General features: G+C 70.9%; 21 protein-coding genes. 12 read left to right on the forward strand and 9 right to left on the reverse strand.

What is annotated here, in order from left to right; all coding sequences use genetic code 11:
- Positions 1 to 30 precede the first annotated feature (30 nt).
- The 7 genes from BMZ47_RS12995 (at position 31) to BMZ47_RS13025 (ending at position 9,206) form a co-directional block, all read left to right on the forward strand.
- A complete protein-coding gene (locus BMZ47_RS12995; protein ID WP_091862752.1) occupies positions 31 to 1,494 on the forward strand; it encodes a sensor histidine kinase in 1,464 nt (487 codons plus the stop codon).
- A complete protein-coding gene (locus BMZ47_RS13000) occupies positions 1,479 to 2,876 on the forward strand; it encodes a sigma-54-dependent transcriptional regulator (RefSeq protein ID WP_091862755.1) in 1,398 nt (465 codons plus the stop codon). Before BMZ47_RS12995 ends, BMZ47_RS13000 begins: the two co-directional genes overlap by 16 nt.
- A 145-nt stretch (positions 2,877 to 3,021) precedes the next feature.
- Positions 3,022 to 4,347, forward strand: a complete 1,326-nt coding sequence (locus BMZ47_RS13005) for an MFS transporter (protein WP_091862758.1) — start codon at positions 3,022 to 3,024, stop codon at positions 4,345 to 4,347.
- A 20-nt stretch (positions 4,348 to 4,367) separates the two neighbouring features.
- Positions 4,368 to 5,669, forward strand: coding sequence for a metallophosphoesterase family protein (locus BMZ47_RS13010; RefSeq protein WP_091862761.1), 1,302 nt, complete (start codon positions 4,368 to 4,370; stop codon positions 5,667 to 5,669).
- Between the two features lie 51 nt (positions 5,670 to 5,720).
- Positions 5,721 to 6,989 carry an arsenic transporter gene (locus BMZ47_RS13015; protein WP_208601049.1) on the forward strand — a complete coding sequence of 423 codons (1,269 nt, stop codon included), beginning with the start codon at positions 5,721 to 5,723 and terminating at the stop codon, positions 6,987 to 6,989.
- 73 nt (positions 6,990 to 7,062) lie between these two features.
- Positions 7,063 to 8,001 (forward strand): DMT family transporter, encoded by a 939-nt coding sequence (locus tag BMZ47_RS13020; protein WP_091862764.1) that lies wholly within the window; start codon positions 7,063 to 7,065, stop codon positions 7,999 to 8,001.
- 185 nt (positions 8,002 to 8,186) lie between these two features.
- Complete coding sequence (locus tag BMZ47_RS13025; protein WP_091862767.1) at positions 8,187 to 9,206, forward strand: acyltransferase family protein; 1,020 nt, start codon at positions 8,187 to 8,189, stop codon at positions 9,204 to 9,206.
- Between the two features lie 181 nt (positions 9,207 to 9,387).
- Here BMZ47_RS13025 and BMZ47_RS13030 read toward each other — a convergent pair whose 3' ends face one another.
- Positions 9,388 to 9,603, reverse strand: coding sequence for a hypothetical protein (locus BMZ47_RS13030; RefSeq protein ID WP_091862770.1), 216 nt, complete (start codon positions 9,601 to 9,603; stop codon positions 9,388 to 9,390).
- A gap of 169 nt (positions 9,604 to 9,772) precedes the next feature.
- Between BMZ47_RS13030 and BMZ47_RS13035 the strand changes: the two genes are divergently transcribed.
- The 3 genes from BMZ47_RS13035 to eda all read left to right on the forward strand — a co-directional run bounded on the left by BMZ47_RS13035 (position 9,773) and on the right by eda (position 13,679).
- Positions 9,773 to 10,894: a type II asparaginase gene (locus BMZ47_RS13035; protein WP_091862773.1), complete on the forward strand. Its 1,122-nt coding sequence runs from the start codon at positions 9,773 to 9,775 to the stop codon at positions 10,892 to 10,894.
- Positions 10,895 to 11,199: 305 nt separating this feature from the next.
- The gene (gene edd / locus BMZ47_RS13040) at positions 11,200 to 13,026 is read left to right on the forward strand and encodes a phosphogluconate dehydratase (protein WP_091862776.1); all 1,827 of its coding nucleotides are present in this window, start codon (positions 11,200 to 11,202) and stop codon (positions 13,024 to 13,026) included.
- 23 nt (positions 13,027 to 13,049) lie between these two features.
- Positions 13,050 to 13,679 carry a bifunctional 4-hydroxy-2-oxoglutarate aldolase/2-dehydro-3-deoxy-phosphogluconate aldolase gene (gene eda / locus BMZ47_RS13045; RefSeq protein WP_208601050.1) on the forward strand — a complete coding sequence of 210 codons (630 nt, stop codon included), beginning with the start codon at positions 13,050 to 13,052 and terminating at the stop codon, positions 13,677 to 13,679.
- A gap of 79 nt (positions 13,680 to 13,758) precedes the next feature.
- Here eda and BMZ47_RS13050 read toward each other — a convergent pair whose 3' ends face one another.
- From BMZ47_RS13050 to BMZ47_RS13060, 3 genes are all read right to left on the reverse strand, one after another.
- The gene (locus tag BMZ47_RS13050) at positions 13,759 to 14,055 is read right to left on the reverse strand and encodes a superantigen-like protein SSL4 (protein ID WP_007561111.1); all 297 of its coding nucleotides are present in this window, start codon (positions 14,053 to 14,055) and stop codon (positions 13,759 to 13,761) included.
- A 118-nt stretch (positions 14,056 to 14,173) separates the two neighbouring features.
- Positions 14,174 to 16,285: an ABC transporter ATP-binding protein/permease gene (locus BMZ47_RS13055; RefSeq protein ID WP_091862779.1), complete on the reverse strand. Its 2,112-nt coding sequence runs from the start codon at positions 16,283 to 16,285 to the stop codon at positions 14,174 to 14,176.
- Between the two features lie 152 nt (positions 16,286 to 16,437).
- On the reverse strand, positions 16,438 to 16,758 hold the full coding sequence (locus tag BMZ47_RS13060; protein ID WP_091862782.1) for a hypothetical protein: 321 nt from the start codon (positions 16,756 to 16,758) through the stop codon (positions 16,438 to 16,440).
- A 298-nt stretch (positions 16,759 to 17,056) separates the two neighbouring features.
- On the opposite strand from BMZ47_RS13060, the gene BMZ47_RS13065 reads away from it, so the two are divergent.
- Both BMZ47_RS13065 and BMZ47_RS13070 read left to right on the forward strand, forming a co-directional pair.
- On the forward strand, positions 17,057 to 17,689 hold the full coding sequence (locus BMZ47_RS13065) for a 2OG-Fe(II) oxygenase (protein ID WP_050733788.1): 633 nt from the start codon (positions 17,057 to 17,059) through the stop codon (positions 17,687 to 17,689).
- Between the two features lie 98 nt (positions 17,690 to 17,787).
- Positions 17,788 to 18,450, forward strand: a complete 663-nt coding sequence (locus BMZ47_RS13070; RefSeq protein ID WP_091862785.1) for a peptidase inhibitor family I36 protein — start codon at positions 17,788 to 17,790, stop codon at positions 18,448 to 18,450.
- A gap of 141 nt (positions 18,451 to 18,591) precedes the next feature.
- Here BMZ47_RS13070 and lpxB read toward each other — a convergent pair whose 3' ends face one another.
- The 5 genes from lpxB to lpxD all read right to left on the reverse strand — a co-directional run bounded on the left by lpxB (position 18,592) and on the right by lpxD (position 23,135).
- A complete protein-coding gene (gene lpxB / locus BMZ47_RS13075; protein WP_091862789.1) occupies positions 18,592 to 19,764 on the reverse strand; it encodes a lipid-A-disaccharide synthase in 1,173 nt (390 codons plus the stop codon).
- Positions 19,761 to 20,630, reverse strand: coding sequence for an LpxI family protein (locus tag BMZ47_RS13080; protein ID WP_091862792.1), 870 nt, complete (start codon positions 20,628 to 20,630; stop codon positions 19,761 to 19,763). Before BMZ47_RS13080 ends, lpxB begins: the two co-directional genes overlap by 4 nt.
- A gap of 8 nt (positions 20,631 to 20,638) precedes the next feature.
- Positions 20,639 to 21,457: an acyl-ACP--UDP-N-acetylglucosamine O-acyltransferase gene (lpxA, locus tag BMZ47_RS13085; protein WP_091862795.1), complete on the reverse strand. Its 819-nt coding sequence runs from the start codon at positions 21,455 to 21,457 to the stop codon at positions 20,639 to 20,641.
- On the reverse strand, positions 21,454 to 21,930 hold the full coding sequence (fabZ, locus tag BMZ47_RS13090) for a 3-hydroxyacyl-ACP dehydratase FabZ (protein ID WP_091862797.1): 477 nt from the start codon (positions 21,928 to 21,930) through the stop codon (positions 21,454 to 21,456). Before fabZ ends, lpxA begins: the two co-directional genes overlap by 4 nt.
- Before the next feature lie 134 nt (positions 21,931 to 22,064).
- Entirely contained in the window at positions 22,065 to 23,135 is a 1,071-nt protein-coding gene (gene lpxD, locus BMZ47_RS13095; RefSeq protein WP_091862800.1) for a UDP-3-O-(3-hydroxymyristoyl)glucosamine N-acyltransferase, read from the reverse strand.
- Between the last annotated feature and the right edge of the window lie 20 nt (positions 23,136 to 23,155).

Consider the following 23,155-nt stretch of genomic DNA (forward strand, 5'->3'; position numbering starts at 1 on the left):
GGCGGCCGGCGCCCCGGAGGACCCTGCGCCGTGACGGCCTATAGCCTGCGCGCCCGGCTGCTCGCCCTGTGGTTCCTGCTGCTGGCCTCGGCGGCGGCCACGGCCTACCTCATGTTCGGTTTCTATAGCCAATCCACCGCCGTCCAGGTTGCGCAGGCCGAGGTCGCGGTCAATCGCGCCTGCCGGGAGATCATCGATCGCTACGCCGCCCTGGCGCGTCGCAGCGAGGGCGGCATCGCCCGGGCCCGGCTCGGCCCCACCGTCGCGGCCGCGCTCGATCTCTATCCGGGCATCGAGGGCGGGGTCTGGAGCGCCGCGGACGGGCCGGTCGCCTACGCCTATCCGACCTACGAGGGTACCGGGCCGAAGACCGACCTGCCCGAGGCCGAGCGCGACAGCATCGCGGGGGTGAACGCCCAGGCGCTGCGGGTCGACCACGCGGTGTCGCTCCGCCGACCGAGCCGCACGCAGGTGCTGCTGATCCAGGGCTGCCCCCTGCACGGGCCTGAAGCCGGGCTCACCGCCTGGACCATGGGCCGCGCCCATGTCAACGACGGCCCGGCCTATACCCGCTTCCTGGCGGGCCTCGGATTCCTGGCCGTGACGGTGCTGGGCTCGGCGGCCTTCCTCGGGTGGTTCCTGTACGGGTTCTCGGGCCGGATCGCCCGGCTGGAGGCCGCCCTGGCAGCGCCGCGGCCGGACGGCGAGGACCTGCCGCATCTCGACCCGACCGGCGAGCGCGAACTCGACCGCCTGGTCGACACCCTCAACGCCGCGGGCGGGCGCCTGCGGGAGGCCCGCGCCCGGGTGGTCGCCGCCGAGCGCCTGGCCGCGGTCGGCCGCCTCGCCGCCAGCATCGCCCACGAGATCCGCAACCCGATCGCGGCCATGCGGCTGAAGGCCGAGAACGCCCTGGTCAGCGGCGATCCGGCCCGCGCCACGGTGGCGCTGGAGAGCGTGCTCGGCCAGATCGCCCGGGTCGACCACCTGCTGCGCGACCTGCTCAATCTCACCCAGGCCCGGACGCTGAACCGCGCCCCCACCGACATCGCCGCGCTGCTCGCCGATTGCGCCCGGCTGCACGAGGATCTGGCGAGCGCCCGCGCCGTCCGGATCGCGATCGCGGCGGAATCCTTGCCCCGGGGGGACCGGCCGCAGATCGACGGGCCCCAGATCGCCCGCGCCCTCGACAATCTGCTGCTCAACGCCCTTCAGCACACGCCCCCGGCCGGTCGGGTCCGCCTCGCCGCCGAGCGGGTGACCGTCGATGGCGCGGTGCGCCTGCACCTGCGGGTGTCCGACACCGGCTCCGGCATCGACCCGGCGATCCGCACCGGCCTGTTCGAGCCGTTCGTGACCGGCCGGCCGGACGGGACCGGGCTGGGTCTCGCAATCGTGCGCGAGATCGCTCTGGCGCATCGCGGCGCGGTCAGGCTCATCGACGGTGAGCCCGAGACCACCTTCGTGCTGGACCTGCCATGGCGACCATCCTGATCGTCGACGACGATTCCGCCCTGCGCGAGGGTTTGGCCGAGACCGTCGCCGATCTCGGCCATCACCCGCTGCCGGCCGCCTCCGGGGCGGAGGCCCTGGCGCGCCTGCGCGAGACCCCGGTCGCCGCGGTGCTCCTCGACCTGCGGATGCCCGGCGAGTTCGACGGCATGGCCACTCTGGCGCGGATCTGCGCGCTGCCGGGCCGGCCGCCCGTGACCGTGCTCACCGCCTTCGCGAGCCCGGCCAACACGATCGAGGCGATGCGGCTCGGCGCGCATGACCATCTCACCAAGCCGGTCGGCCGTGCCGACCTCGCGGCGATCCTCGACTCCATGCTGTCGAGCGCGCGCCCGGACCCGGGGGATCCGGCCCCGGAGGGCGGGCTGATCGGGTCGAGCGCCGGCATGCGCCGGGTCCTGAAGACGATCGGGCTCGTCGCCGATACCGACTCCACAGTGCTGATCCAGGGCGAGACCGGCACCGGCAAGGAGGAGGTGGCCCGGGCGCTCCACGCCTATTCCGCCCGCCGGGGCCGGCCGTTCGTGCCGATCAACTGCGCGGCGATCCCGCCCGACCTCCTGGAGAGCGAGCTGTTCGGCCATGTCCGCGGCGCCTTCACGGGCGCGGTCGGCGACCGGGCCGGCGCCTTCCACCAGGCCGAGGGCGGCACGCTGTTCCTCGACGAGATCGGCGACATGCCCCCGCCGATGCAGGCCAAGATCCTGCGGGTGATCCAGGACCGGATGGTCACGCCGCTGGGCGGCCGCTCCGCCCGGGTCGATGTTCGCCTGGTCGCCGCGACCCACCGCGACCTGCCCGCCCTGGTGGAGGCGGGCCTGTTCCGCGCCGACCTGTATTACCGCCTCAACGTCGTGCCGCTGCTGCTGCCGCCCCTGCGCGAGCGACTGGCCGACATCGTGCCCCTGGCCGAGCATTTCCTCGCGCCCTCGGGCAAGCGTCTCAGCGCCGGCGCGGCCGCGCGGCTGCTCGCCTATGGCTGGCCCGGGAACGTCCGCGAATTGCGCAACGTCGTCGCGCGCGCGGCCGTGCTGGTCCGCTGCGGGGTGATCGCCCCCGATGCCATCGACCTGCCGGTCGAGCGGCCGGCCTCGCGGATTGAGGAGGCCGGCCTGCCGGCGGATTGGCTCGACGGCGACCTGCCGGGCGCCGTCGCGCGGCTGGAGCGGACCATGATCGCCCTCGCGCTGCGCGAGGCGGACGGCAACCGCGCCCGGGCCGCCCGCCGCCTCGGTATCCAAAGACAGCTCCTCTACGCGAAGATCGAGCGCTACGGGCTGGCGACCCCGGGGACGGATCTGTCCGCAGAAACGACGGTGGATGTCGCAAATCCCGACGCACCGGACGAGCTTGGGAGGGGGTAAACCCCTCAACGGCCTGAGAATCACGCCGAAACGCGCAATCTTGAACGATTCCAGGGAACTGATGGATTAAGCGGGCGTCAAGCTCGTCGCGTGCCGGCCCGGATCGGGTCGTCCGCGGCGGCATGCGTGCGGGGGCCAGGGCAGGATGGACAGGACCGATACCGGAGCGGCGGCGCGCGGCGCGACCGTCCGGACTCCCTCCGCCAAGGCCCTGCGCGGCCTCGACGCCCTCAACTTCTTCCTGGCCGACGTGCGCGACGGGCTCGGGCCCTATCTGGCGATCTACCTGATCGCGGTGCGCGGGCCGGACCAGGGCTGGAACGAGGCCACCACCGGCCTGGTCATGACCATCGCGGGTATCCTCGGGCTCGTGGCCCAGACGCCGGCCGGCGCCCTCATCGACGCCACCAACCACAAGCGCGCCGTGGTGATCGGCGGCGCCGTCGCGGTGACGGCGAGCTGCCTGATTCTGCCGTTCATCTCGAATTTCTACCTCGTCACCGCCACCCAATCGATCGCCGGCGTGGCCGGCACGATCTTCCCGCCGGCGCTGGCCGCGATCACGCTCGGCGTGGTCGGCCCGAAAATGTTCGCCAAGCGGATCGGCCGCAACGAGGGCTTCAACCACGCCGGCAACGCGGCGTCCGCGGCCATCGCCGGGGGGCTCGCCTATTTCTTCGGGCCGATCGTAGTGTTCTGGCTGATGGGCGTGCTGGCCGCGCTCTCGATCGGCGCCATGCTGATGGTCCCGGCCGACGCGATCGACGACGACCTCGCCCGCGGCATGACCGAGGCGGAGGCGAAGGCGGACGAGAAGCCGTCGGGCCTGGCGACCTTGCTGCAGAACAAGCCGCTGATGCTGTTCGCCGTGCTCTGCGCGATCTTCCACCTGTCCAATGCCGCGATGCTGACCTCGGTCGGCCAGCTGCTCACCCACCTCTCAGGCAAGGACCACGCGACCTCGCTGATCGCCGTGTGCATCGTCGCGGCGCAATGCGTGATGGTGCCGGTGGCGATCTTCGTCGGCGCCAAGGCCGACATCATCGGGCGCAAGCCGATCTTCCTCGCCGCCTTCGGGGTTCTGGCGCTCCGCGGCGTCCTCTACACCCTCTCGGACAACCCGTTCTGGCTGGTCGGCGTGCAGCTTCTCGACGGGGTCGGGGCCGGGATCTACGGCGCCCTGTTCCCGATCGTCGTGGCCGACCTGACCCGGGGCGCGGGACGGTTCAACGCCGCCCAGGGCGCGGTGGCCACCGCCCAGGGTGTCGGCGCCTCTGTGAGCGCGACGCTGGCCGGGCTGATCATCGTGTCGGCCGGGTATTCCGCGGCGTTCCTGGCGCTGGCGGCGATCGCCGGGCTCGGCTTCGTCCTCTACCTGACGCTGATGCCCGAGACCCGGGGCGGGGAAGCCGCCACCGGCACGCCCGATAGCGGTGCCGGCCTGCCCCCGGCCGTGCCGGCGCGCGCCTGACCGGCCGGCAGGAGCGCCCCATGTCCGCCCCCGATCCCCGCCCCGCGCCGCGGCGCGAGCCGCTCGTCTTCCTGCATGTCGGCGACCTGCATCTGCAGGACGAAGCGGCCCGGAATGCCCGCGACCTCAACGCGATCTTCGACCAGATCGCCGCGATCGCCCCGCGCGACCTGTTCGACTTCGTGTACCTGCCCGGCGACCTGGCCGAGAACGGCTACGCCTCGGAATACCGGATCCTGAAGGCCGCGCTGGACCGGCATCCCGACCTGCCGGTGCGCCTGATCCCCGGCGACCACGACCGCCAGCACGGCCGGATGGACGATTTCCAGGCCTTCGCGGCGAGCCTGGGCGACCGCCTGCCGGAGCCGGTGGTCTGGAACCTGGAGCAGCCGCCCTCCGGCTGCCCGGAAACCTGGCCGGTCGAACCGATCCCGTGTTACTGCGCCAGCACGGATATCCGGGGCGTGCGCTGCCTGTTCGTTGACATGGTCAGCCCGGGTTTCGGCCGGAAAGGCATCGGGCTGGATTTCCGGCTCGGCCGCCCGCAGACGCAGTGGCTGAGCGACCAGCTCGCCGAGGCCGGCGCGCAGAACATGCCGTGCGCGGTGTTCATGCACGCCTATCCCGACGACCTGCGCGAGCCGGACGAACGCCTCGACATCGGCGGCCTGTTCTGGGCGACGCGGGTGCGCCTCGTGGAGATGGGCCACACCCATTACAACGAGCTCGCCCCGGACGGCCGGACCCTCTACGCCGCCGCCCGCTCGGTGGGGCAGAACGAGGACGGCTCGGTCGGCTACGCGGTCGCGGCCATCGACGGGCCGGTGACGAGCTGGCGCTTCCGCGCCCTGGACCGGACCGCGCCGTTCGTGCTGATCACCAGCCCGGCCGACCGGCGGGTCGCCACCGTTCCGACGTCGCCCGCGAGCAGCGGCATGGAGCTCGACGCCGAAGGGCGGATCACGGTCCGGGCACTCGTGCTGTCCGATGCCCCGCCGGATTACGTCCATTGCCGGGTCGATACCGGACCCTGGCTGCTGATGGAGCGTCGCCCGGATACGCGCTGCTACGAAGCGGCCCTGGCCTGGGACGGGGCCGGGCGCAGCATCCAGGTCGAGGCGGTCGATGGACGCTGGCCCGGCCACGGCCCCGATTTCGTCGATACCGACGTGATCGAGCCGGTGATCGCCGCCTCGGACAGCGTGGCACCACCACCGATGCCGCATAAACCGGGGAGCGACGCGGGCCGGATCCCATCCTGGGTCGGCAAGGGCGTGCGCGGCGACCAGCTCGGGCCTAACCGCAACGGCCGCAAGTGGTGATTGTGACCCAGTGGTGATCCTCACCACGACTCCGGGGGGAGATGTTTCGACGTGTTTGCTGGACTGACCCTGACACCGAACCTGGCGACCTGGGGCATCGCCGCGCTCGCCACCCTGGGCGTGATCGTGCGCCCGTTCTCCTGGCCGGAGGCGATCTGGGCGGTGCTCGGCGCCGCCCTGCTGGTCGTGCTCGGCCTGCTGCCCTGGCAGGTCGCCCTCGACGGCATCTCCAAGGGCACCGACGTCTACCTGTTCCTGGTCGGCATGATGCTGCTTGCCGAGATTGCCCGGAAGGAAGGCCTGTTCGATTGGCTGGCCGGCCTCGCCGTGCGCGCCGCCAAGGGTTCGCCGACCCGGCTGTTCCTGCTGATCTACATCGTCGGCACCGTGGTGACGGTGTTCCTGTCCAACGATGCCTGCGCGGTGGTGCTGACGCCCGCGGTCTACGCCGCCGCCAAGGCCGCCGACGCCGAGCCCCTGCCCTACCTGTTCATCTGCGCCTTCATCGCCAACGCGGCGAGCTTCGTGCTGCCGATCTCGAACCCGGCCAACCTCGTGGTGTTCGCCACCGACATGCCGCCCCTCGGCCAGTGGCTCGCAACCTTCGCGCTGCCCTCGGTCCTGGCGATCGTCGCGACCTACGCGGTGCTGCGGCTGACCCAGAACGCAAGGCTCAAGGGCCAGACCATCAAGACCGAGGTCGAGACCGTGCGCCTGGGGCTGGGCGGCAAGGTCGCGGGGCTCGGCATCATCGCCACCGCGGGCGCGCTGATCGGGGCCTCGGCCGCCGGAATCGAGCTCGGCCTGCCCACCTTCGTGGCCGGCCTCGCCACGACCCTGCTGGTGGTGGTGCTCAACCGCGGCGGCCTGGTCGAGGTGGTGAAGGACGTGTCCTGGGCGGTGCTGCCGCTGGTGGCCGGCCTGTTCGTGCTGGTCGAGGCCCTGGAGAAGACCGGAATCCTCACCCTGCTGGCCGATACCCTAAAAGGCTACGCCCAGGCCGACCCCGCCGCCACCGCCTGGGCGGGCGGGGCCATCGTCGCCTTCGGGTCGAACCTCGTGAACAACCTGCCGGCCGGGCTGCTGGCCGGGGCCGCCGTCCAGGCGGCCGAGGTCTCGCACAAGGTCGCGGGCGCGATCCTGATCGGCGTCGATCTCGGTCCGAACCTCTCGGTGACCGGGTCACTGGCCACGATCCTGTGGCTCACCGCAATCCGCCGCGAGGGCGAGGACGTGTCGGCCTGGCAGTTCCTCAAGCTCGGCCTGCTGGTGATGCCGCCCGCCCTCGTGCTCGCGCTGGGCGCCCTGCTCCTCGTCTGAGAGCCCGATCTCCGGTTCCCAGGACGACGCTTTTCCCAACCGCCTCGCCCTCCCACGACCGGAGACCGGACCCTTGAACGCCGCCCTGCTCTATCCCTTCATCCTGGTCGCCGGTGCGCTCCAGGCGCTCGGCAATTCCATGAACGCGCGCCTGCGCGACGCGCTGGTCAATCCGTGGCTGGCGGCGACCTACTCGTTCCTGCCGATCGTGATCGTGTTCACGATCCTGTTCTTCACCATGCCGACGCCGCTGCCGACGCTGCAGACCCTGGGCTCGATGCCCTGGTACGCGCCGCTCGGCGGGGTGGCCGGCGCGGTGGCGGTGTTCGGCGGGCTCGCCTTCGTGGACAAGGTCGGGGCCGGCCCGTTCAACGGCCTGACCATCACGGCCAACATCCTGACCTCGCTGGCGCTGGACAGCCTCGGCCTGTTCGGCCTCCAGGCCGGCGGCTTCAAGCCGATGCCCTGGCTCGGCGGCCTGCTGATGGTGGTGGGCATCGTGTTCATCGCCCGCGCCACCGGCCCGAAATCGGACGACAAGACGGCGGAATCGCGCGAGGGCGGCCTGATGGCCAAGCTGCTCTACCCGTTCATCCTGGTCGCGGGCTCGCTCCAGGCGGTCGGCGTGGTGCTCAACGCGCAGCTGCGCGGCGCCCTGGTGAACCCCTGGCTCGCCGCCACCGTGTCGTTCGTGCCCGTGGCCCTGGTGTTCCTGTTCGTGTTCCTGCTCCGCCCGACGCCGCTGCCGACCCGGGCGGATGTGGCGCGGGTGCCGTGGTGGGGCGCGCTGGGCGGCATCGCCGGCGCGGTTGCGGTGTTCGCCGGCCTGCTCTTCGTCGACAAGGTCGGGGCCGGCGCCTTCAACGGCCTGTTGATCACCGCGAACCTGTTCACCTCCATCGCCATAGACCATTTCGGCTGGCTCGGGATGAAGCGCGTCCGCGCCGGCATCGGCCGGCTGATCGGCGGCCTGCTGATGGCCGCGGGCATCGTGCTGATCTCGGTGTTTTGATCGGGCCCGAGCCACGCCGGCACCTCCGGCCCGCGGGTCCGGCGCTCGGGAGGCGCCGGACCCGCTACGTCTTTCGAGGCGCCGGGCCGGTCGGCCGGCGCGGCCTACCCCTTAAGACCATCTCGGCCCCGTGTGGTGAGCGGGCCTGCCTGGACCGTCGCTGAAGTCGAACCGGCAGGCGTCCCATGCTCCCGCATCACCTTCCCGTGCTCGATGGCTGGCGGGGCTGCGCGATCCTGCTCGTGCTCGTCGGCCATTTCGCCACCAGCCGCGGGATCAATCTCGGCCGTTTCGGCGTGGAGCTGTTCTTCGTCCTGAGCGGGCGCCTGATGGCGGAGATCCTGTTCGTGCGCGCCGTGCCGTTGACGCGGTTCGTCGTCCGCCGCGCATCCCGGATCTACCCGGCCCTAATCGGCTTCGTGCTGGCGATGACCGTCCTCGCCCTTGCCACCGGTCGGGAACGGCACCTCTACGGCTACCTCGCCGCGCTGACGCTGACCTACAACTACTACCACCTGTGGTTCGCCGAGGCGCCCAATGTCGACCATGTCTGGTCGCTCTGCGTCGAGGAGCACAGCTACATCCTGCTCGGGCTGATCGCCCTGCTCTGGCGCCGGTTCGGCTTCGCCCTGCCCCCGGTGCTGGCTGCTCTGGCCGCCCTGGCCTGCCTGAACGGCCTCATCTCCACCGCGCTCGGCGGCAGCTACACGGAGGTGTACTGGCGCAGCGACGTGCGGGCGGCCTCGATCTTGCTCGGGGCGGCGGCCTACCTGAAGTTCGGCCGCAGCGATCCCACGCGCGCGACGCCGTCCTGGCAGCCCGCGGTGCTGCTCCTCCTCGGCCTGATGCTGAACATCGACGCCGTACCGGACCCGATCAAGTACAGCCTCGGCACCGCATCGCTCGCCGCCGCGGTGGCGACGATCCCCAGCGCCGCGGACGTCCTGCGCCGGGGCCTGACATCGACGCCGCTCGTCCTGTTCGGCGCCTGGTCGTACTCGATCTACCTGTGGCAGCAGCCGTTCTATGTTCTGCACGATGCGATGGGCGGTCGCATCGCCAAGGCCCTCGTCCTGCCGGCCATCGCCCTGGGCATCGCCAGCCTGTTCCTGATCGAGCGGCCGATGCGACGCTACCTCAACCGCGCGTTCGATCGTGCGGCGGGCCGGAACCGCAGCGAGGCGAAGTCGTACGCGACACCCTGAAGACCGTCCGACTGCGCGCTCGCGAGAAAGCCGACGCAAGGCCTGCAAGTAATGAGACCGCGTCGGCATCCTGAGATGCGCCCAGCACGCCTCAAGCAAAGCTTACGATTGGGACGAGCCTGTCAGGCCGCCGCCTAAATCTCCACCGGACGCCCGAAACCGAAACGAATGTCCCGACCCGTTAAACCGCGGCCGCCAGCTGAGGCGCGGCGCCGATCATGCCGGGCGTGGGCTCGGGCGGGGCCTTGCGGGAGACGTAGTACAGATCGACCGCGCGCCAGAACGCGGTCTGCTCTTCGACGGACCGACGGGCCAGGGCCGATTCGAGGATCGCCATCGCGGCCCGTGCGGGCTCGCTCCGCTCGAGTTCGTCGAGCAGGCCGGCGAGATGCAGCATGGGGGTCTACCTCCGAACGAACGACGTCGCATAACAACGCCCAAGCTTACGAATTGGATCCATCCGCCAGAGGATCGGCTGCACGAAACTTGCCTCGCACCGGGCGGGGTCTACGATCCCGGCCGGCGAGCCCGACTCGCGATCCACCGTCAGACCACAAGGATCCCCGATGATCTCATGCCGAAGCGGCGCGGGCCGAGCCCTGCGCGGAGCGACCCTGGCGCTGGTGCTCGCCGGCACGCTCGGGGCGACCCCGCTCCGCGCCCGCGAGATGACGGATGCCAGCACTGCGGCGGCGGTGAAGAAGCCCAACGTGGTGATCCTGGCCACCGGCGGTACGATCGCGGGCGCGGGCGCCGACGCGGCCAACAGCGCGACCTACACGGCCGCCAAGGTGCCGGTGGACAAGCTGATCGCGGCGGTGCCGCAGGTCAGCACCATCGCCAATGTGCGCGGCGAGCAGGTCTTCCAGATCGCGTCCGAGAGCTTCACCGACGCCCAGCTGGTCCAGCTCGCCAAGCGCGTCTCCGCCCTGCTCAAGCAGGACGACGTGGACGGCGTGGTCATCACCCACGGCACCGACACCCTGGAGGAGACGTCGTTCTTCCTCGACCTCGTGGTCAAGAGCGACAAGCCGATCGTGGTGGTCGGGTCGATGCGGCCGGGCACGGCGATCTCGGCCGACGGCGCCCTCAACCTGCTCGACGCCGTGACGGTGGCGGCCAGCAAGGAGGCGATCGGCAAGGGCGTGACCGTGACGATGAACGACACGATCCAGTCGGGCCGCGACGTGAACAAGCGGACCAACGTCGTCCCGAGCGCCTTCTACAGCCAGTGGGGCCCGCTCGGCATGGTGATTGAGGGCAAGACCTACTTCTTCCGGTCGCTCTCCAAGCGGCACAACACCAGCTCCGAGTTCGACATCGACCAGATCGACAGCCTGCCGCTGGTCGGCATCGTCTACGGTTCCGGCAACATGATCCCCGGCATCTACGATGCCGAGGTCCAGGCCGGCGCCAAGGCGATCGTCAACGCCGGTACGGGCAACGGCTCGGTGGCCGGCTATCTCGTGGACAAGCTCAAGGACATCCGCTCCAAGGGCACGATCGTGATCCGCTCCTCGCGGGTGCCGGACGGCCTGGTCCTGCGCAACGCCGAGCAACCCGACGACAAATACGACTGGGTCGTCGCCCACGACCTCAATCCGGCCAAGGCCAAGATCCTGGCCGCCGTGGCGCTGACCAAGACCCAGGACACCAAGGAGCTGCAGCGCATCTTCTGGGAGTATTGATCACCCGTCGCTCTCAGACCGCGCACCCGCGACCTCATCCTGAGGCGGCGGCGCGCAGCGGCGCCCGCGAAGGTACCCGCCAGCCGGCCCCGCGCTGCCTGGAGCCATCCTTCGAGGCGCGCTGGCGCAGCCCGGGACGCGGGCGGGATCGGCAAGGCCATCGGCGGCGGCCGCGCTCGGCCGCCCTGCGCGGGGACCGGGTTACATCGTCCCGGGCACCGCCTAGATAGCCCGGTGCGACGCGGTCGCGGCCGGGATCGGTACCGGCCTGACGATCCGTCGGCACCCTGGACGGAGGAACCAGCATGACCGAGCTTCATCCCGAGGTCGCGGCGGTCACCGAGCGCGTCGTGGCGCGCTCCCGCGAGTCCCGGCGGACCTATCTCGACCTGATCGCCCGGGAGCGCGAGTCCGGCGTGCATCGGCCGACGCTGGCCTGCGGCAACCTCGCCCACGGCTTCGCCGCCTCCGGCGAGGACAAGCCGGCCCTCCGCGACGGCCGGACGGTGATGAATATCGGCATCGTCACCGCCTACAACGACATGCTCTCGGCGCATCAGCCCTACGGACGCTATCCCGACCAGATCAAGGTCTTCGCCCGGGAGCGCGGCGCCACAGCCCAGGTGGCGGGCGGCACCCCGGCGATGTGCGACGGGGTCACGCAAGGGCAGCGCGGGATGGAGCTGTCGCTGTTCTCCCGGGACACGATCGCGCTCTCGACCGCGGTGGGCCTGAGCCACGGCATGTTCGATGGCGCCGCGCTGCTCGGCATCTGCGACAAGATCGTGCCCGGCCTCCTGATCGGCGCGCTGCGCTTCGGCCACCTGCCGACGATCCTGATCCCGGCCGGGCCGATGCCCTCGGGGCTCGCCAACAAGGAGAAGCAGCGGATCCGCCAGCTCTACGCCGAGGGCAAGGTCGGCCGGGCGGAACTGCTCGAATCCGAATCCGCGTCCTATCACGGGGCCGGGACCTGCACGTTCTACGGCACCGCCAACTCGAACCAGATGATGATGGACATGATGGGCCTGCACATGCCGGGCGCCTCGTTCATCAATCCCGGCACGAAGCTGCGCCAGGCCATGACCCGGGCGGCGATCCACCGGCTCACGGAGATCGGCAGCGCCGGCAACGATTACCGGCCGCTCGGCCTGTGCGTGGACGAGAAGGCGATCGTGAACGCCGCGGTCGGCCTGCTCGCCACCGGCGGCTCGACCAACCACGCGATCCACCTGCCGGCCATAGCCCGCGCCGCCGGCATCGTGATCGACTGGGAGGATATCGACCGGCTGTCCAACGCCGTGCCGCTCATCGCCCGGGTCTACCCGAACGGCGCGGGCGACGTGAACCACTTCCACGCCGCCGGCGGCATGAGCTTCGTCATGGCCGCCCTGCTCGATGCCGGGCTGCTGCACGACGACATCCTGACGGTGGCCGGCCAGTCCCTGCGCGACCATGCCCGCGACCCGAAGCTCGACGGCGACGCGCTCACCTTCGAGGACGCGGTGCCGGAGAGCCTGGACGAGACCATGATCCGCCGGCCTGAGAACCCGTTCCAGCCCGATGGCGGCATGCGGCTGGTGACCGGCAATCTCGGCCGGGCGACGTTCAAGACCAGCGCGGTCGAGGAGCAGCGGCGGACCATCGAGGCCCCGGCCCGGGTCTTCTCCGACCAGGACGACGTGCTCAAGGCGTTCAAGGCCGGCGAGCTGGAGCGCGACGTGGTCGTGGTCGTCCGGTTCCAGGGCCCGCGCGCCAACGGCATGCCCGAGCTGCACAAGCTGACCCCGCCGCTCGGCGTCCTCCAGGATCGCGGCCACAAGGTCGCCCTGGTCACGGACGGCCGGATGTCGGGCGCGTCCGGCAAGGTGCCGGCGGCCATCCACCTGAGCCCCGAGGCCCTGGGCGGCGGGGCGATCGGGCGGATCCGCGACGGCGACATCATCCGCCTCAGCGCAGCCGAGGGGCTGCTGCAGGTGATGGTCGACGACGCGGAGCTGGCCGCCCGCGCGGACGCGGTCCAGCCGGTCCCGGAGGCGGGAACCGGGCGGGAGCTGTTCGCTTTCATGCGCCACGGGGCCGACACCGCCGAGCGGGGCGCCTCAGCCATGCTCGCGGCTGCCGGTCTCTGAACGTCGAACGGGAGAAGCCGATCATGAACGATCTGACCAGCATCGACGCGCTGATGCGCTCCGTGCCCGTCATCCCGGTCCTCGTGATCGAGGACGTGGACCAGGCCCGGCCGATCGCCGAGGCCCTGGTCCGGGGCGGCCTGACCGCCCTGGAGGTCACCCTGCGCACGCCCGCCGCCTTGGACGTGATCCGCGAGATGACCCAGGTCGAGGGCGCGGTGGTCGGGGCCGGCACGGTCCTGAACCCGGTCGATCTCGAGAACGCCCTGGCGGCGGGCGCCGAGTTCATCGTCTCGCCGGGGCTCACGGAGCCGCTCACCGACGCCGCCAAGACCAACGGCGTGCCCTACCTGCCGGGCGTCGCCACGGCGGCCGACATCATGCGCGGGCTCGATTACGGGCTCGACCGGTTCAAGTTCTTCCCGGCGGAGGCAGCGGGCGGGATCAAGGCCCTGAAGGCGCTGAACGCCGTGTTCGGCCAGGTCAAGTTCTGCCCGACCGGAGGCATCACCGAGGCCACCGCGCCGGATTGGCTCGCCATCCCGTCGGTGCTGTGCGTCGGCGGCAGTTGGGTGGTGAAGCCCGGCCTGCTCGACCCGGATGCCATCAAACGCGCCGCCCGGACCGCCGCCAACCTGCGTAAGGCCGCCTGACGGCGCCGACGAACGAGAACGCCCGCCACGGTGTGAGCCGGGCGGGCGTTCCATCAAAGACCGAAGCGGTTGAGACCGATCAGCAGTCGTCGCCGCCCTTGGCCGCCTGGGCGGCGGTCGGCTTGCCGCTCGACTGAGCCTGCACGTCGGAGGGCGACGTCGCGGTGCCGGCGTTCTTCATCGCGCCGACAGTGCCGGGGGACTCAGCCTTGGCGCCCGGGGAGGTCGGGTCCTTCACGCTCGGATCGACCGTCGAGGCCTTGCTGGCTTCCTTGTCGCGCGTCACGGTCGTCCCGGTCGCGCAGGGGGCCGCGAAGGCGGCGGTCGACATCAGGATGAGAGCGCCGGCACCTGCAAGGGTCGTGATCTTGGTCATGCGTTCCTCCGATTTATATAGCGCATGACAAACGGACCCAGCAGTCACTGGTTCCTTAATATTTCCATCTCGCAACTTCTGCGGGGCATTTTCCCCGGAATGTCGTGACCGAATGCACTTATTCCGCCGGTTGCGGCTCCCGGCGCTCCCGCGGGGTGAAGAGATTGCCCTGCGGCTCCAGCACGATCCGCTTCTCGTGGAACGCGTCGAGCGTCGAGCGGTGGCCGATGGAGACGATGGTTGTGTCGGGCAGGCGCTCCCGCAGCATCCGGTAGATCTTCGCCTCGGACGGCTCGTCGAGGGAGGCGGTCGACTCGTCGAGGAACAGCCAGGCGGGCTTGGCCAGGATCGCCCGGGCGATGGCGAGGCGCTGCTGCTCGCCGCCCGACAGGCGGCGCTCCCAGGTATCGGTCTCGTCGAGGCGGTCGACGAGATGGGGCAGCTGGGCCGCCGTCAGGGCGTCGCGGATCGCCGCGTCCGTGAACTGGTCGGTGGTGTTCGGGTAGACCACGGCGCCGCGCAAAGTGCCCTGCGGGATATAGGGCCGCTGCGGCAGCAGCAGCGTCGATTGCCCGGCCGGCACGTCGACCCGGCCCTTGCCGAACGGCCAGATCCCGGCGATCGCCCGGAACAGCGTCGACTTTCCGGAACCCGAGGGGCCGGTGACCAGGGTGGCGCCGCCCTTGGCGAGGGTCAGCTCCGGGGCCGAGACGATCTCGCGGCCGTCCGGGAGGGCGAGCACCAGCCCGCGGGCGGTGACGCCGTTGGCGGTCTCGTTGCCCTGAACCAGCCCGTAGCCCGCCACCTCCAGCGCCTCGGCCTTGCTCATTGCCCGGCGGAAGGAGCCGAGACGGATGGTGTTGGCCTTGTAGGATGCGAGGGTCGTGTAGGAATCCACGAAGAAGGACAGCGAGCTCTGCACCTGCGAGAAGGCCTGCGAGGTCTGCTGCAGCGCGCCGAGAGTGATCTTCTTGGCGAAGAAGGACGGCGCGGCGAGCACCATCGGGAAGATCACGCTCGCCTGCCGGTAGCTGAAGGTGAAGGCGATCAGCTTGATGCGGCGGAAGATGATGCCGACGTAATTGTCGATGATCATGTGGAACAGCGAGCCGAGCCGCGTCGCCTCCGCGCGCTCGCCGCGCAGCAGCGCGATCTGCTCCGAGTAGATCCGGTTGCGGGCCAGCGAGAAGCGGAAATCCGCCTCGACCTGCTCCTGCCGGAAGTTCAGCCCGATCAGGGGCCGGCCGATCAGGTGGGTAAGCCAGGTGCCGACCACCGCGTAGGCGATCACCAGCCAGACCAGGAAGCCCGGGATCACCGTATCGGTGAACGGCACGACGAAGTCGCGCGACAGGGTCCAGAGGATCACGATGAACGAGACGAGCTGCGCCGCCTGGCTGAGCAGCCGGATCGACAGGCTCGCGGTCTGTTGGATGAACAGGTTGACGTCGGCCTGAATGCGCTGATCCGGGTTGTCCGCCTCCTCGTCGGTGAACGGGATGCGGTAATGGGTGCCGTTCCCGAGCCAGCGCTCGTACAGGCTGTGCGTCAGCCAGGTGCGCCAGCGGATGTGCAGCGAGGAATCGACGAACAGGTCGAACATGCCGATGGCGATGTTGAGCGTCGCCAGCGGGATGAAGATCCAGAGCAGCTGGTACCAGAACGCCGCCGCGTCGTATTCCTGAAGCGAGTTGTAGATGTCGCGGTAGAAGAAGTTGAACCGCAGGGTCAGCGCCACGTCGGCGAAGTTCACGAAGATCGAGAGGGCGACGAGGTTGCGCCCGATCCGGCCCTCGGTGCTGCCGAACCAGCGGAACAGGCCGATCTCCTTGGTCGGCTTGTCGCGATTGGCGAAATACGGGTCGGCGATGTCGGTGATCGCCCGGATCGGCTCGAGATACGAGACGCCGAGCACGATGGCGCCGAACACCACGGCGCCGGTGGCGGCGAAGTCCGGCGGCAGCAGCGCGGCCACGACCGGGGGCAGGAGGCCCATGGCGGCCACCGTCTTCATGCCGGCGAGCAGCAGGTAGCCGAGCCCGTAGACCGAGACGAAGACCTTCAGATAGGCGGAGATGCCGTTGGCCGCGACCAGGATGCCGGCCATCACGAAGCCGGCGAGCGAGACGTAGAGCGGCGGGCTTGGGATCCCCGGAAGCGCCAGCAGGATCAGCGCGGCCACGGCCGTGAGCACGGCCTGGATCCCGAGCCCGGTCCTGAGTGAAGCCACGCGTGTCTCCCGCCTAACGTGAGCGCCCCTTCAGGAACGCAACCCGGCGGCCTTGGCCCTGGGTCGTGGCGAGAACGTGGCATGTCGTCGGCGCTGTCACGTGAAACTTTGGTCACGATCCCCGCAGGCGGGTCGCGAGGCGGCCTGCGGCGCTACCAGTTCCACTCCTCGAAGCCCGGCTCGCGGCAGCGATAGCCGATCGGGCATTGCGGATTGTCGCGGGTGGGGACGAAGCGCAGCTCGGCGATCTCGGCGCCGCTGCACTGGCCGGGGCCGCTGACGAAGCGCTCCGGCGCCGTGCCGCCGGCGATCACCACGTCGCCCTCGCTCTTCACCAGCGCCATCGCCTCCGCGCAGGTCATCCGCGCCGTGCCGGCGGGACGCGGCGAGCGGGACGGCTGGGCAAGCGCCTCCGCCCCGATCGACGCGGCGATCAGGTGAATGCACAGCAAGGCGAGGACCTGCGGCCTCATCGCGGCTGGGTTCCAGAATACACGACGCACCCGAGAAGAAAGTCCTCGGGCATCGCGCCATCCTGCACGGCCGGGCGGCCCGAGACTGTCACCGGAATGCGCCACCACACGGCTTTCGCCGTTGGACCGCCGCAATCACCGGATTATGGGATTCCGGGACCACCGAGAACGCTTAAGAATTCGTGACCGCGGACGCCCTTCGGGCCGCCCCGGCACGGACCTCCCGGTCGGCCCTCCGGCACGCGCCTCCGGCGCCCGGCGTGCCGGCCGTCGTGCGCTGGAGCCCAGGGACCCGCAGATGTCCGCCCTCTCGATCCTCGACGTTTCCGCGGTGCGCGCCGCCCCGGTCGCCCGCGAGCCCTACCCGTACACGCTCGGCACCAACGTCCTGAACCCCGACGCGATCGACGCGATCCGGCGCGATTTCCCGGACATCGCGAAGCCCGGCTACCTCACCGTAGACGAGGTCGCCCTCAAGGGCCGGTTCAAGGCGCTGATCGACGAGCTGGAGAGCGACGAGTTCTCGGCCCTGCTCGGCGAGAAGTTCGGCATCGACCTCGTCTCCTGCCCGCGGCTCACCACGATCATGCGGAAGAGCCAGCTGAAATACGGCTCGATCCACACCGACGGCCCGTCGAAGGTGCTGACGCTGCTGGTCTACATGAACGACGCCTGGGACGCCCCGGCCGCCGGCCGCCTGCGGGTGCTCTACGACGGCCGCAACTATGCGCCCTTCGCGGTCGAGGTGCCGCCGACCATGGGCACGATGTTCGCCTTCCTGCGGGCCGACAATTCCTGGCACGGCCACGAGCCGTTCGAGGGCGAGCGGCGCGTGGTGCAGGTCGCCTGGCTCAAGGACGCCACCGAGCTCGAGCGCAAGCGCAAGCGCAACCGGACGGCGCAATTCCTCAAGGGGATCTTCGGACGCTGAACACGACGGCGGTTTCACCCAGGCTCTTGTTGGGGCATGCTTTTCACCCGCAGGCCGGTACCCGAATCGGGGCCGGATGCCTGGACCAGGGGGATCGAATGGGCGCGGTCGTGCTGGCCGATCCGGGTGAGGATGCCCGTACCGGTTCCAAGCGTCGCTTCGTCGTGCCCGGCCTCCTCGTCCTCGGCTGGGCCGGCCTGTTCACCTACAGCGCCGCCTACCTGACCGAGGACCTGCCGTTCCGTTCGCAGACCGCCGAGACCCGGCCCGCCCCGGCGCCGAAACCGCTGGGCCGCCGGGTCGTGATGCTCGACACGCCGGATGAATCCGTCCCGGACGTGCAGCGGCCGGACGCCGCGTCGCTCGCCGCCGCGCCGGCGAGCCCGCGCCCGGCGGCGCCGGGCCTGCAAGCGGCGATCACGACTCCGGTCGCGCCTTCGGCGGCCAAGCCGGCCAGCACGTCCAGCCCGGACTTCGTCGGCATCTGGGGTCCGACCGCCGATGCCTGCGCGGCCCGCTCCCGTCGCCGGGGCTACATCCCGGCCACGATCACGCAGGACCGCGCCCGGGCCGGACGGACGATCTGCACTTTCCACGACAGCCGCCGGGTCGGGAACGGCTGGGTGATGGGCGCCGAGTGCAGCGATCGCGGCCGGCACTGGTCCTCGCAGGTCCGCCTCGTGGTCGACGGCGACCGCCTCACCTGGTCGAGCGGCCGCGGCACGGCCGCCTATATCCGCTGCGGCCGGCGCGGGGGGTGATAACTTAACTCCGTCCTTGCGAGCGCAGCGCAGCGACCCAGGGAAACGCCACGGTTTGAGCTCCCAGGCTGCACCGCGCTGCTTCGCTGCGCTCGCAAGGACGAAACGACGTCTTCGTCCGTCGGACGTGTCACGGATCCGTCAGGCGGCCCCGCTCACTCGCCCGGCGGCCGCATCCAGAACAATCCGCGCCGCGGCCCGGCTCGGGGTGTCGTCGCCGGCGAGACGCATCAGGCCGTCGATCCGGGCTAGCGCGTCGCTCTGCGCGTCCCGCTCCGCACCGCCGACCAGCAGGGGCAGCAGCGCCCGGGTCAGATGCTCGGCGGTGCAGTCCGCCTGCACGAATTCCGGCATGGCGTTCTCGGCCAGGATCAGGTTCGGCAGCACGATGCTGGGGACCTGGATCAGGCGCCGGGCGATGAACTCCTCCGCGCGCGAGACCTTGTAGGCCACCACCATCGGGACGCCGGCCAGCGCCAGCTCCAGCGTGACGGTGCCGGAGGCCGCCAGGGCCGCCCGGGCGCCCCGGAAGGCGGCGTATTTCGGGTCCTCGCCGGTGAGCACCCGCACCGGGACGGGCCAATCCTGGGCCAGCCGCTCGATCAGCGCCCGGTGGCGGGTCACGGCGGGCAGCACCGCCTCGACCTCGAGGATGCGGGAGACCTGCTCCAGCACCTGCCCGAAGACCGGCATCAGCCGGTCGATCTCGGCGCGGCGCGAGCCCGGCAGGATCACGAGGCTGTAGGGCACCGCCTCCCGTCGCCGGCTCTCCGTCGCGGAGGGACGCAAATCCGAGAAGCGCTCGATGAGCGGGTGGCCGACATAGGTGCAGGGCGGGCCGCCGAGCCGCAGATGCGCGTCCGGCTCGAACGGCAGCAGCGCCATCACGTGGTCGATGAAGCCGCGCATGCCCTTGGCCCGCCACGGCCGCCAGGCCCAGACGCTCGGCGACACGTAATCGACGATCGGGATGCCGGGCGCCGCCTTCCGGACCCGCTGGGCCACGGCATGGGTGAAGCCCGGGCTATCGATGATCACCAGAACGTCGGGCCGGGCGCGCATCACCGCGGTCGCGGTCTCGCGGATCCGGCGCAGCAGGGTCCGAGCGCGGGCGAGCACCGGCAGGTAGCCCATGACGGCGACGTCATCGAGGGGGAACAGGGAGGTGAACCCCTCCTCGGCCATGGCCTCGCCGCCGACCCCGCCGAACACGGTCCCGGGCGCGGTCGCCCGCAGCGCCCGCATCAACTTGGCCCCGAGCTGGTCGCCGGAATCCTCGCCGGCCACCAGCCAGACGGTTTTCGGCTCGCTCATGGTCCGGCCCCGGGCCGGTAGCCGACCAGAAACAGCCCGAGGCGGTCGGCCTCCGCGGCGGTGGCCACGCGGTCGATCACCAGGGTGCCGCCGGCCTCGAGCGCCAGGCCGACGCAGCCGGCCGCCGCGGCGTTGCGCACGGTCCGGGGGCCGATCGCCGGCAGGTCGATGCGCAGGTCCTGGCCGAGCTTCGGCGCCTTGACCAGCACGGTCGCGGGCAGCGCCCGGCCCCGCCCGAACGGTTTGCGCCCGAGCGCCCGGGCGCGGGCGAGCATGCGGTCAGTCCCCTCCGGCCCCTCGACGGCGATCACACGCTCGCCCGAGACCGCCACCGCCTGCCCGAGATCGTAGGGCGAGAGCGCGTCGAGCACCCCGCGGCCAGTGCGGATCGACGCGTCGGCTTCCGTGTCGGGTCCGAGGCGGCCGAGCCGGCCCTCGGGGCAGAGCAGATCCGGCGCGGCCTCGTGGACGCCGAGCACCCGGTGGCCCTCCTCCTCGACCAGGGCCAGGGCGGCGCGCAGCAGGCGGTCGTCGCCGCCCCCGGCGATCGCCCGCAGGGTCTCGCGGTTCCGGAGCGCCGCGCCGGCATTGAGCAGCGCGGCCGGGCTCGGCCGCGAGACCCCGCCCGCCGGCACCATCACGGCCGGTCCCCAGCGGCGCAGCAGCTTGAGGATCGCGGCGAGGTCGAGGAGGTCGACGGTGGCGTCGGCCCGGGCGCGCAGGGACCGGTCGGTGAAGCCGCGCAGGGCGATCAGCCGGAACGGCCGGTGCGTCCGGTTCAGGGACTCGGCCACCAGCTCGGGCAGCCGGCCGGCGCCGGCGATCAGGACGAGCGTGCCCTCGGGCAGCGGAGCGGCCTCGGCCATGGGGAGGCTCAGGCCGCCCCGATCGGAACCGGAAGCTCGCGCGGGGTGCAGATCGAGCGCTTGCCGCCAGCGCGAATGAAGGCGAGGATCTCGGACACTGCGGCGTGGGATTCGAAGGTCGCGGCCACGTCCTCGACCCGCTCCATGAGCGTGCCCTCGGGGGCGAACAGCAGCCGGTAGGCCCGCCGGAGTGCGTGGATGTCCTCCCGGGCGAAGCCCCGGCGCTGCAGGCCGATGATGTTGAGGCCCGATAGGTAGGCGCGGTTGCCGAGCACCATGCCGTACGGGATGCAGTCGTTCTCCAGGCCCGAGAGGCCGCCCACGAAGGCGTGCGCGCCGACCCGGGCGAACTGGATCACGGCGGCGCCCCCGCCCAGGATCGCGTAATCGCCGACGCTGCAATGGCCGGCCAGCATCACGTTGTTGGAGAAGATGACGTGGTCGCCGACCCGGCAATCGTGGCCGACATGGGAATTGGCCAGGAAGGTGCAGTGATCGCCGACCGCGGTCTCGAGGCCACCCCCGCTGGTGCCGGGGTTCATGGTCACGCCCTCGCGGATCAGGCAGTCGGATCCGATTGTCAGCGTCGAGGGCTCGCCCCGGTATTTCAGATCCTGCGGCTGATGGCCGATGGAGGCGAACGGGAAGATCCGGGTGCGGGGACCGATCGTGGTGCGGCCGGCCAGCACCACGTGGCTGAGCAGCTCGCAGCCCTCGCCCAGCACGACCTCGGGGCCGACATGGCAGAACGGGCCGATCCGGGTCCCGTCGCCGATCACGGCGCCGGATTCGATCACGGCGCTCGGGTGGATGAGGGCGTCGCTCACTCCGTCACCAGCATGGCGCTGATCTCGGCCTCCGCCACCAGCACACCGTCGACCCGGGCCTCGCCGCGGTACCACCACATCGTCCGGCGCCGGTTCATCTTCTTCATGTGGAAGCGCACCTGATCACCCGGGGTGACCGGCTTGCGGAACTTGCATTTGTCGATGGTCATGAAGAACACCTGCTTGGTCTGCAGCTCTTCAGTCCGGATGTGACGGCAGCAGATCGCGCCGGCGGTCTGGGCCATGCCCTCGATCAGCAGCACCCCGGGGAAGACCGGCAGACCGGGGAAATGCCCCATGAATTGTGGCTCGTTGGCGGTGACGTTCTTGATACCGACGCAGGATTCGTCGCGGTCGATCTCGACGATGCGGTCGATCATCAGGAACGGGTAGCGGTGCGGCAGCAGCTCCAGCAGCGTCTGGATGTCGGCTGTGCCCAGCTCCTCGTTGGTGTCGCGCGCCGCCTCGCTCATCGAATCCCGTACCTCGCGTCACCGCCACCGGGCGGACCGATATCCGCCCTCCATGACGGGCGGACGCCCTCTTCGGAAGAAATCGGCGGAAGCGCAAGGGTTTCCCGGCGGCGCGGCCGATATCGCGACCGGGATCACTCGGCCTCGGGGGCCGGATCCTTCTCGGAATCCTTGCCCGAGCGCTCGGCCAGGCGCGCCAGCGTCGTCAGCTCGCGGAACCAGGCCCGCACCGGCTTGGCCGGCGTACCGCCCCAGCGGCTGCCCGGCGGGACATCGCGGTTGACGTTGGACGAGCCGGCGATCTGGGCGCCGCGGCCGATGCGCAGATGGCCGACGACGCCGACCTGGCCGCCGAGCACCACGTAATCCTCCAGCGTGGTCGAGCCCGAGATGCCGACCCCGGAGACGATCACGCAATGGCGCCCGATCACGACGTTGTGGGCGATCTGGACCAGGTTATCGATCTTGGTGCCCTCGCCGATCACCGTATCGCGCGAGGCGCCCCGGTCGATCGTCGTGTTGGCGCCGATCTCGACATCGTCCTGGACGATCACCCGGCCGATCTGCGGCACCTTGAGATGGCTCACGCCCATGGCGAAGCCGAACCCGTCCTGGCCGAGCCGGGCGCCGGGATGCAGGATCACCCGGTTGCCGAGCAGGGCGTGGCTCAAGGTCGTGCCGGCCCCGATGGAGCAGTCGCGCCCGATCCGCACCCCCGGGCCGATCACCGCGTTCGGGCCGATGACGCTGCCGGACCCGATCTCGACGCCGGGGCCGATCACGGCGCCCGGATCGACCGTGACGCCCTCTTCCAGGCGCGCATCCGGGTGGATATGGGCGCCCGGAGCGATGCTGCGCCCGCCGAATTGCGAGCCGGGACGCATGGCGTCCGGGTGGAGGCGGCCGAGCAGGGCGGCGTAGGCCCGGTACGGGTCGCGGCTGACCAGCGCGACGGTGCCGGCCGGACAGCGCGCCGCGAAGCGCGGGCTCACCAGGCAGGCCCCGGCCCGGGTCTCGGTCAGCGCCGAGCCGTAGCGGGCATTGTCCATGTAGGCGAGGTGGTGCGGCCCGGCGCTCTCGAGCGGGGCGGCTCCGGTGAGCCGGTATTCCGGGTCCGCGCCCTCGGGCAGGACCGCACCGGCGGCGACAGCGATGTCGGCGAGGGTGAGCGAGCCGGTCGCGGCGAAGAAAGCGGGATCTGACATGCGTGACAACGCGCCGGCCG

It is taken from the genome of Methylobacterium brachiatum (genome assembly GCF_900113845.1).
Taxonomy (GTDB): domain Bacteria; phylum Pseudomonadota; class Alphaproteobacteria; order Rhizobiales; family Beijerinckiaceae; genus Methylobacterium; species Methylobacterium brachiatum.

Excerpts from the sequence above, each read along its gene's own strand:
- BMZ47_RS13000 (WP_091862755.1), top strand. The coding sequence starts at position 1,479 with ATGGCGACCATCCTGATCGTCGACGACGATTCCGCCCTGCGCGAGGGT.
- BMZ47_RS13005 (WP_091862758.1), top strand. The coding sequence starts at position 3,022 with ATGGACAGGACCGATACCGGAGCGGCGGCGCGCGGCGCGACCGTCCGG.
- BMZ47_RS13010 (WP_091862761.1), top strand. The coding sequence starts at position 4,368 with ATGTCCGCCCCCGATCCCCGCCCCGCGCCGCGGCGCGAGCCGCTCGTC.
- BMZ47_RS13025 (WP_091862767.1), top strand. The coding sequence starts at position 8,187 with ATGCTCCCGCATCACCTTCCCGTGCTCGATGGCTGGCGGGGCTGCGCG.
- BMZ47_RS13030 (WP_091862770.1), bottom strand. The coding sequence starts at position 9,603 with ATGCTGCATCTCGCCGGCCTGCTCGACGAACTCGAGCGGAGCGAGCCC.
- BMZ47_RS13035 (WP_091862773.1), top strand. The coding sequence starts at position 9,773 with ATGATCTCATGCCGAAGCGGCGCGGGCCGAGCCCTGCGCGGAGCGACC.
- edd (WP_091862776.1), top strand. The coding sequence starts at position 11,200 with ATGACCGAGCTTCATCCCGAGGTCGCGGCGGTCACCGAGCGCGTCGTG.
- eda (WP_208601050.1), top strand. The coding sequence starts at position 13,050 with ATGAACGATCTGACCAGCATCGACGCGCTGATGCGCTCCGTGCCCGTC.
- BMZ47_RS13050 (WP_007561111.1), bottom strand. The coding sequence starts at position 14,055 with ATGACCAAGATCACGACCCTTGCAGGTGCCGGCGCTCTCATCCTGATG.
- BMZ47_RS13060 (WP_091862782.1), bottom strand. The coding sequence starts at position 16,758 with ATGAGGCCGCAGGTCCTCGCCTTGCTGTGCATTCACCTGATCGCCGCG.
- BMZ47_RS13065 (WP_050733788.1), top strand. The coding sequence starts at position 17,057 with ATGTCCGCCCTCTCGATCCTCGACGTTTCCGCGGTGCGCGCCGCCCCG.
- BMZ47_RS13070 (WP_091862785.1), top strand. The coding sequence starts at position 17,788 with ATGGGCGCGGTCGTGCTGGCCGATCCGGGTGAGGATGCCCGTACCGGT.
- lpxB (WP_091862789.1), bottom strand. The coding sequence starts at position 19,764 with ATGAGCGAGCCGAAAACCGTCTGGCTGGTGGCCGGCGAGGATTCCGGC.
- BMZ47_RS13080 (WP_091862792.1), bottom strand. The coding sequence starts at position 20,630 with ATGGCCGAGGCCGCTCCGCTGCCCGAGGGCACGCTCGTCCTGATCGCC.
- fabZ (WP_091862797.1), bottom strand. The coding sequence starts at position 21,930 with ATGAGCGAGGCGGCGCGCGACACCAACGAGGAGCTGGGCACAGCCGAC.
- lpxD (WP_091862800.1), bottom strand. The coding sequence starts at position 23,135 with ATGTCAGATCCCGCTTTCTTCGCCGCGACCGGCTCGCTCACCCTCGCC.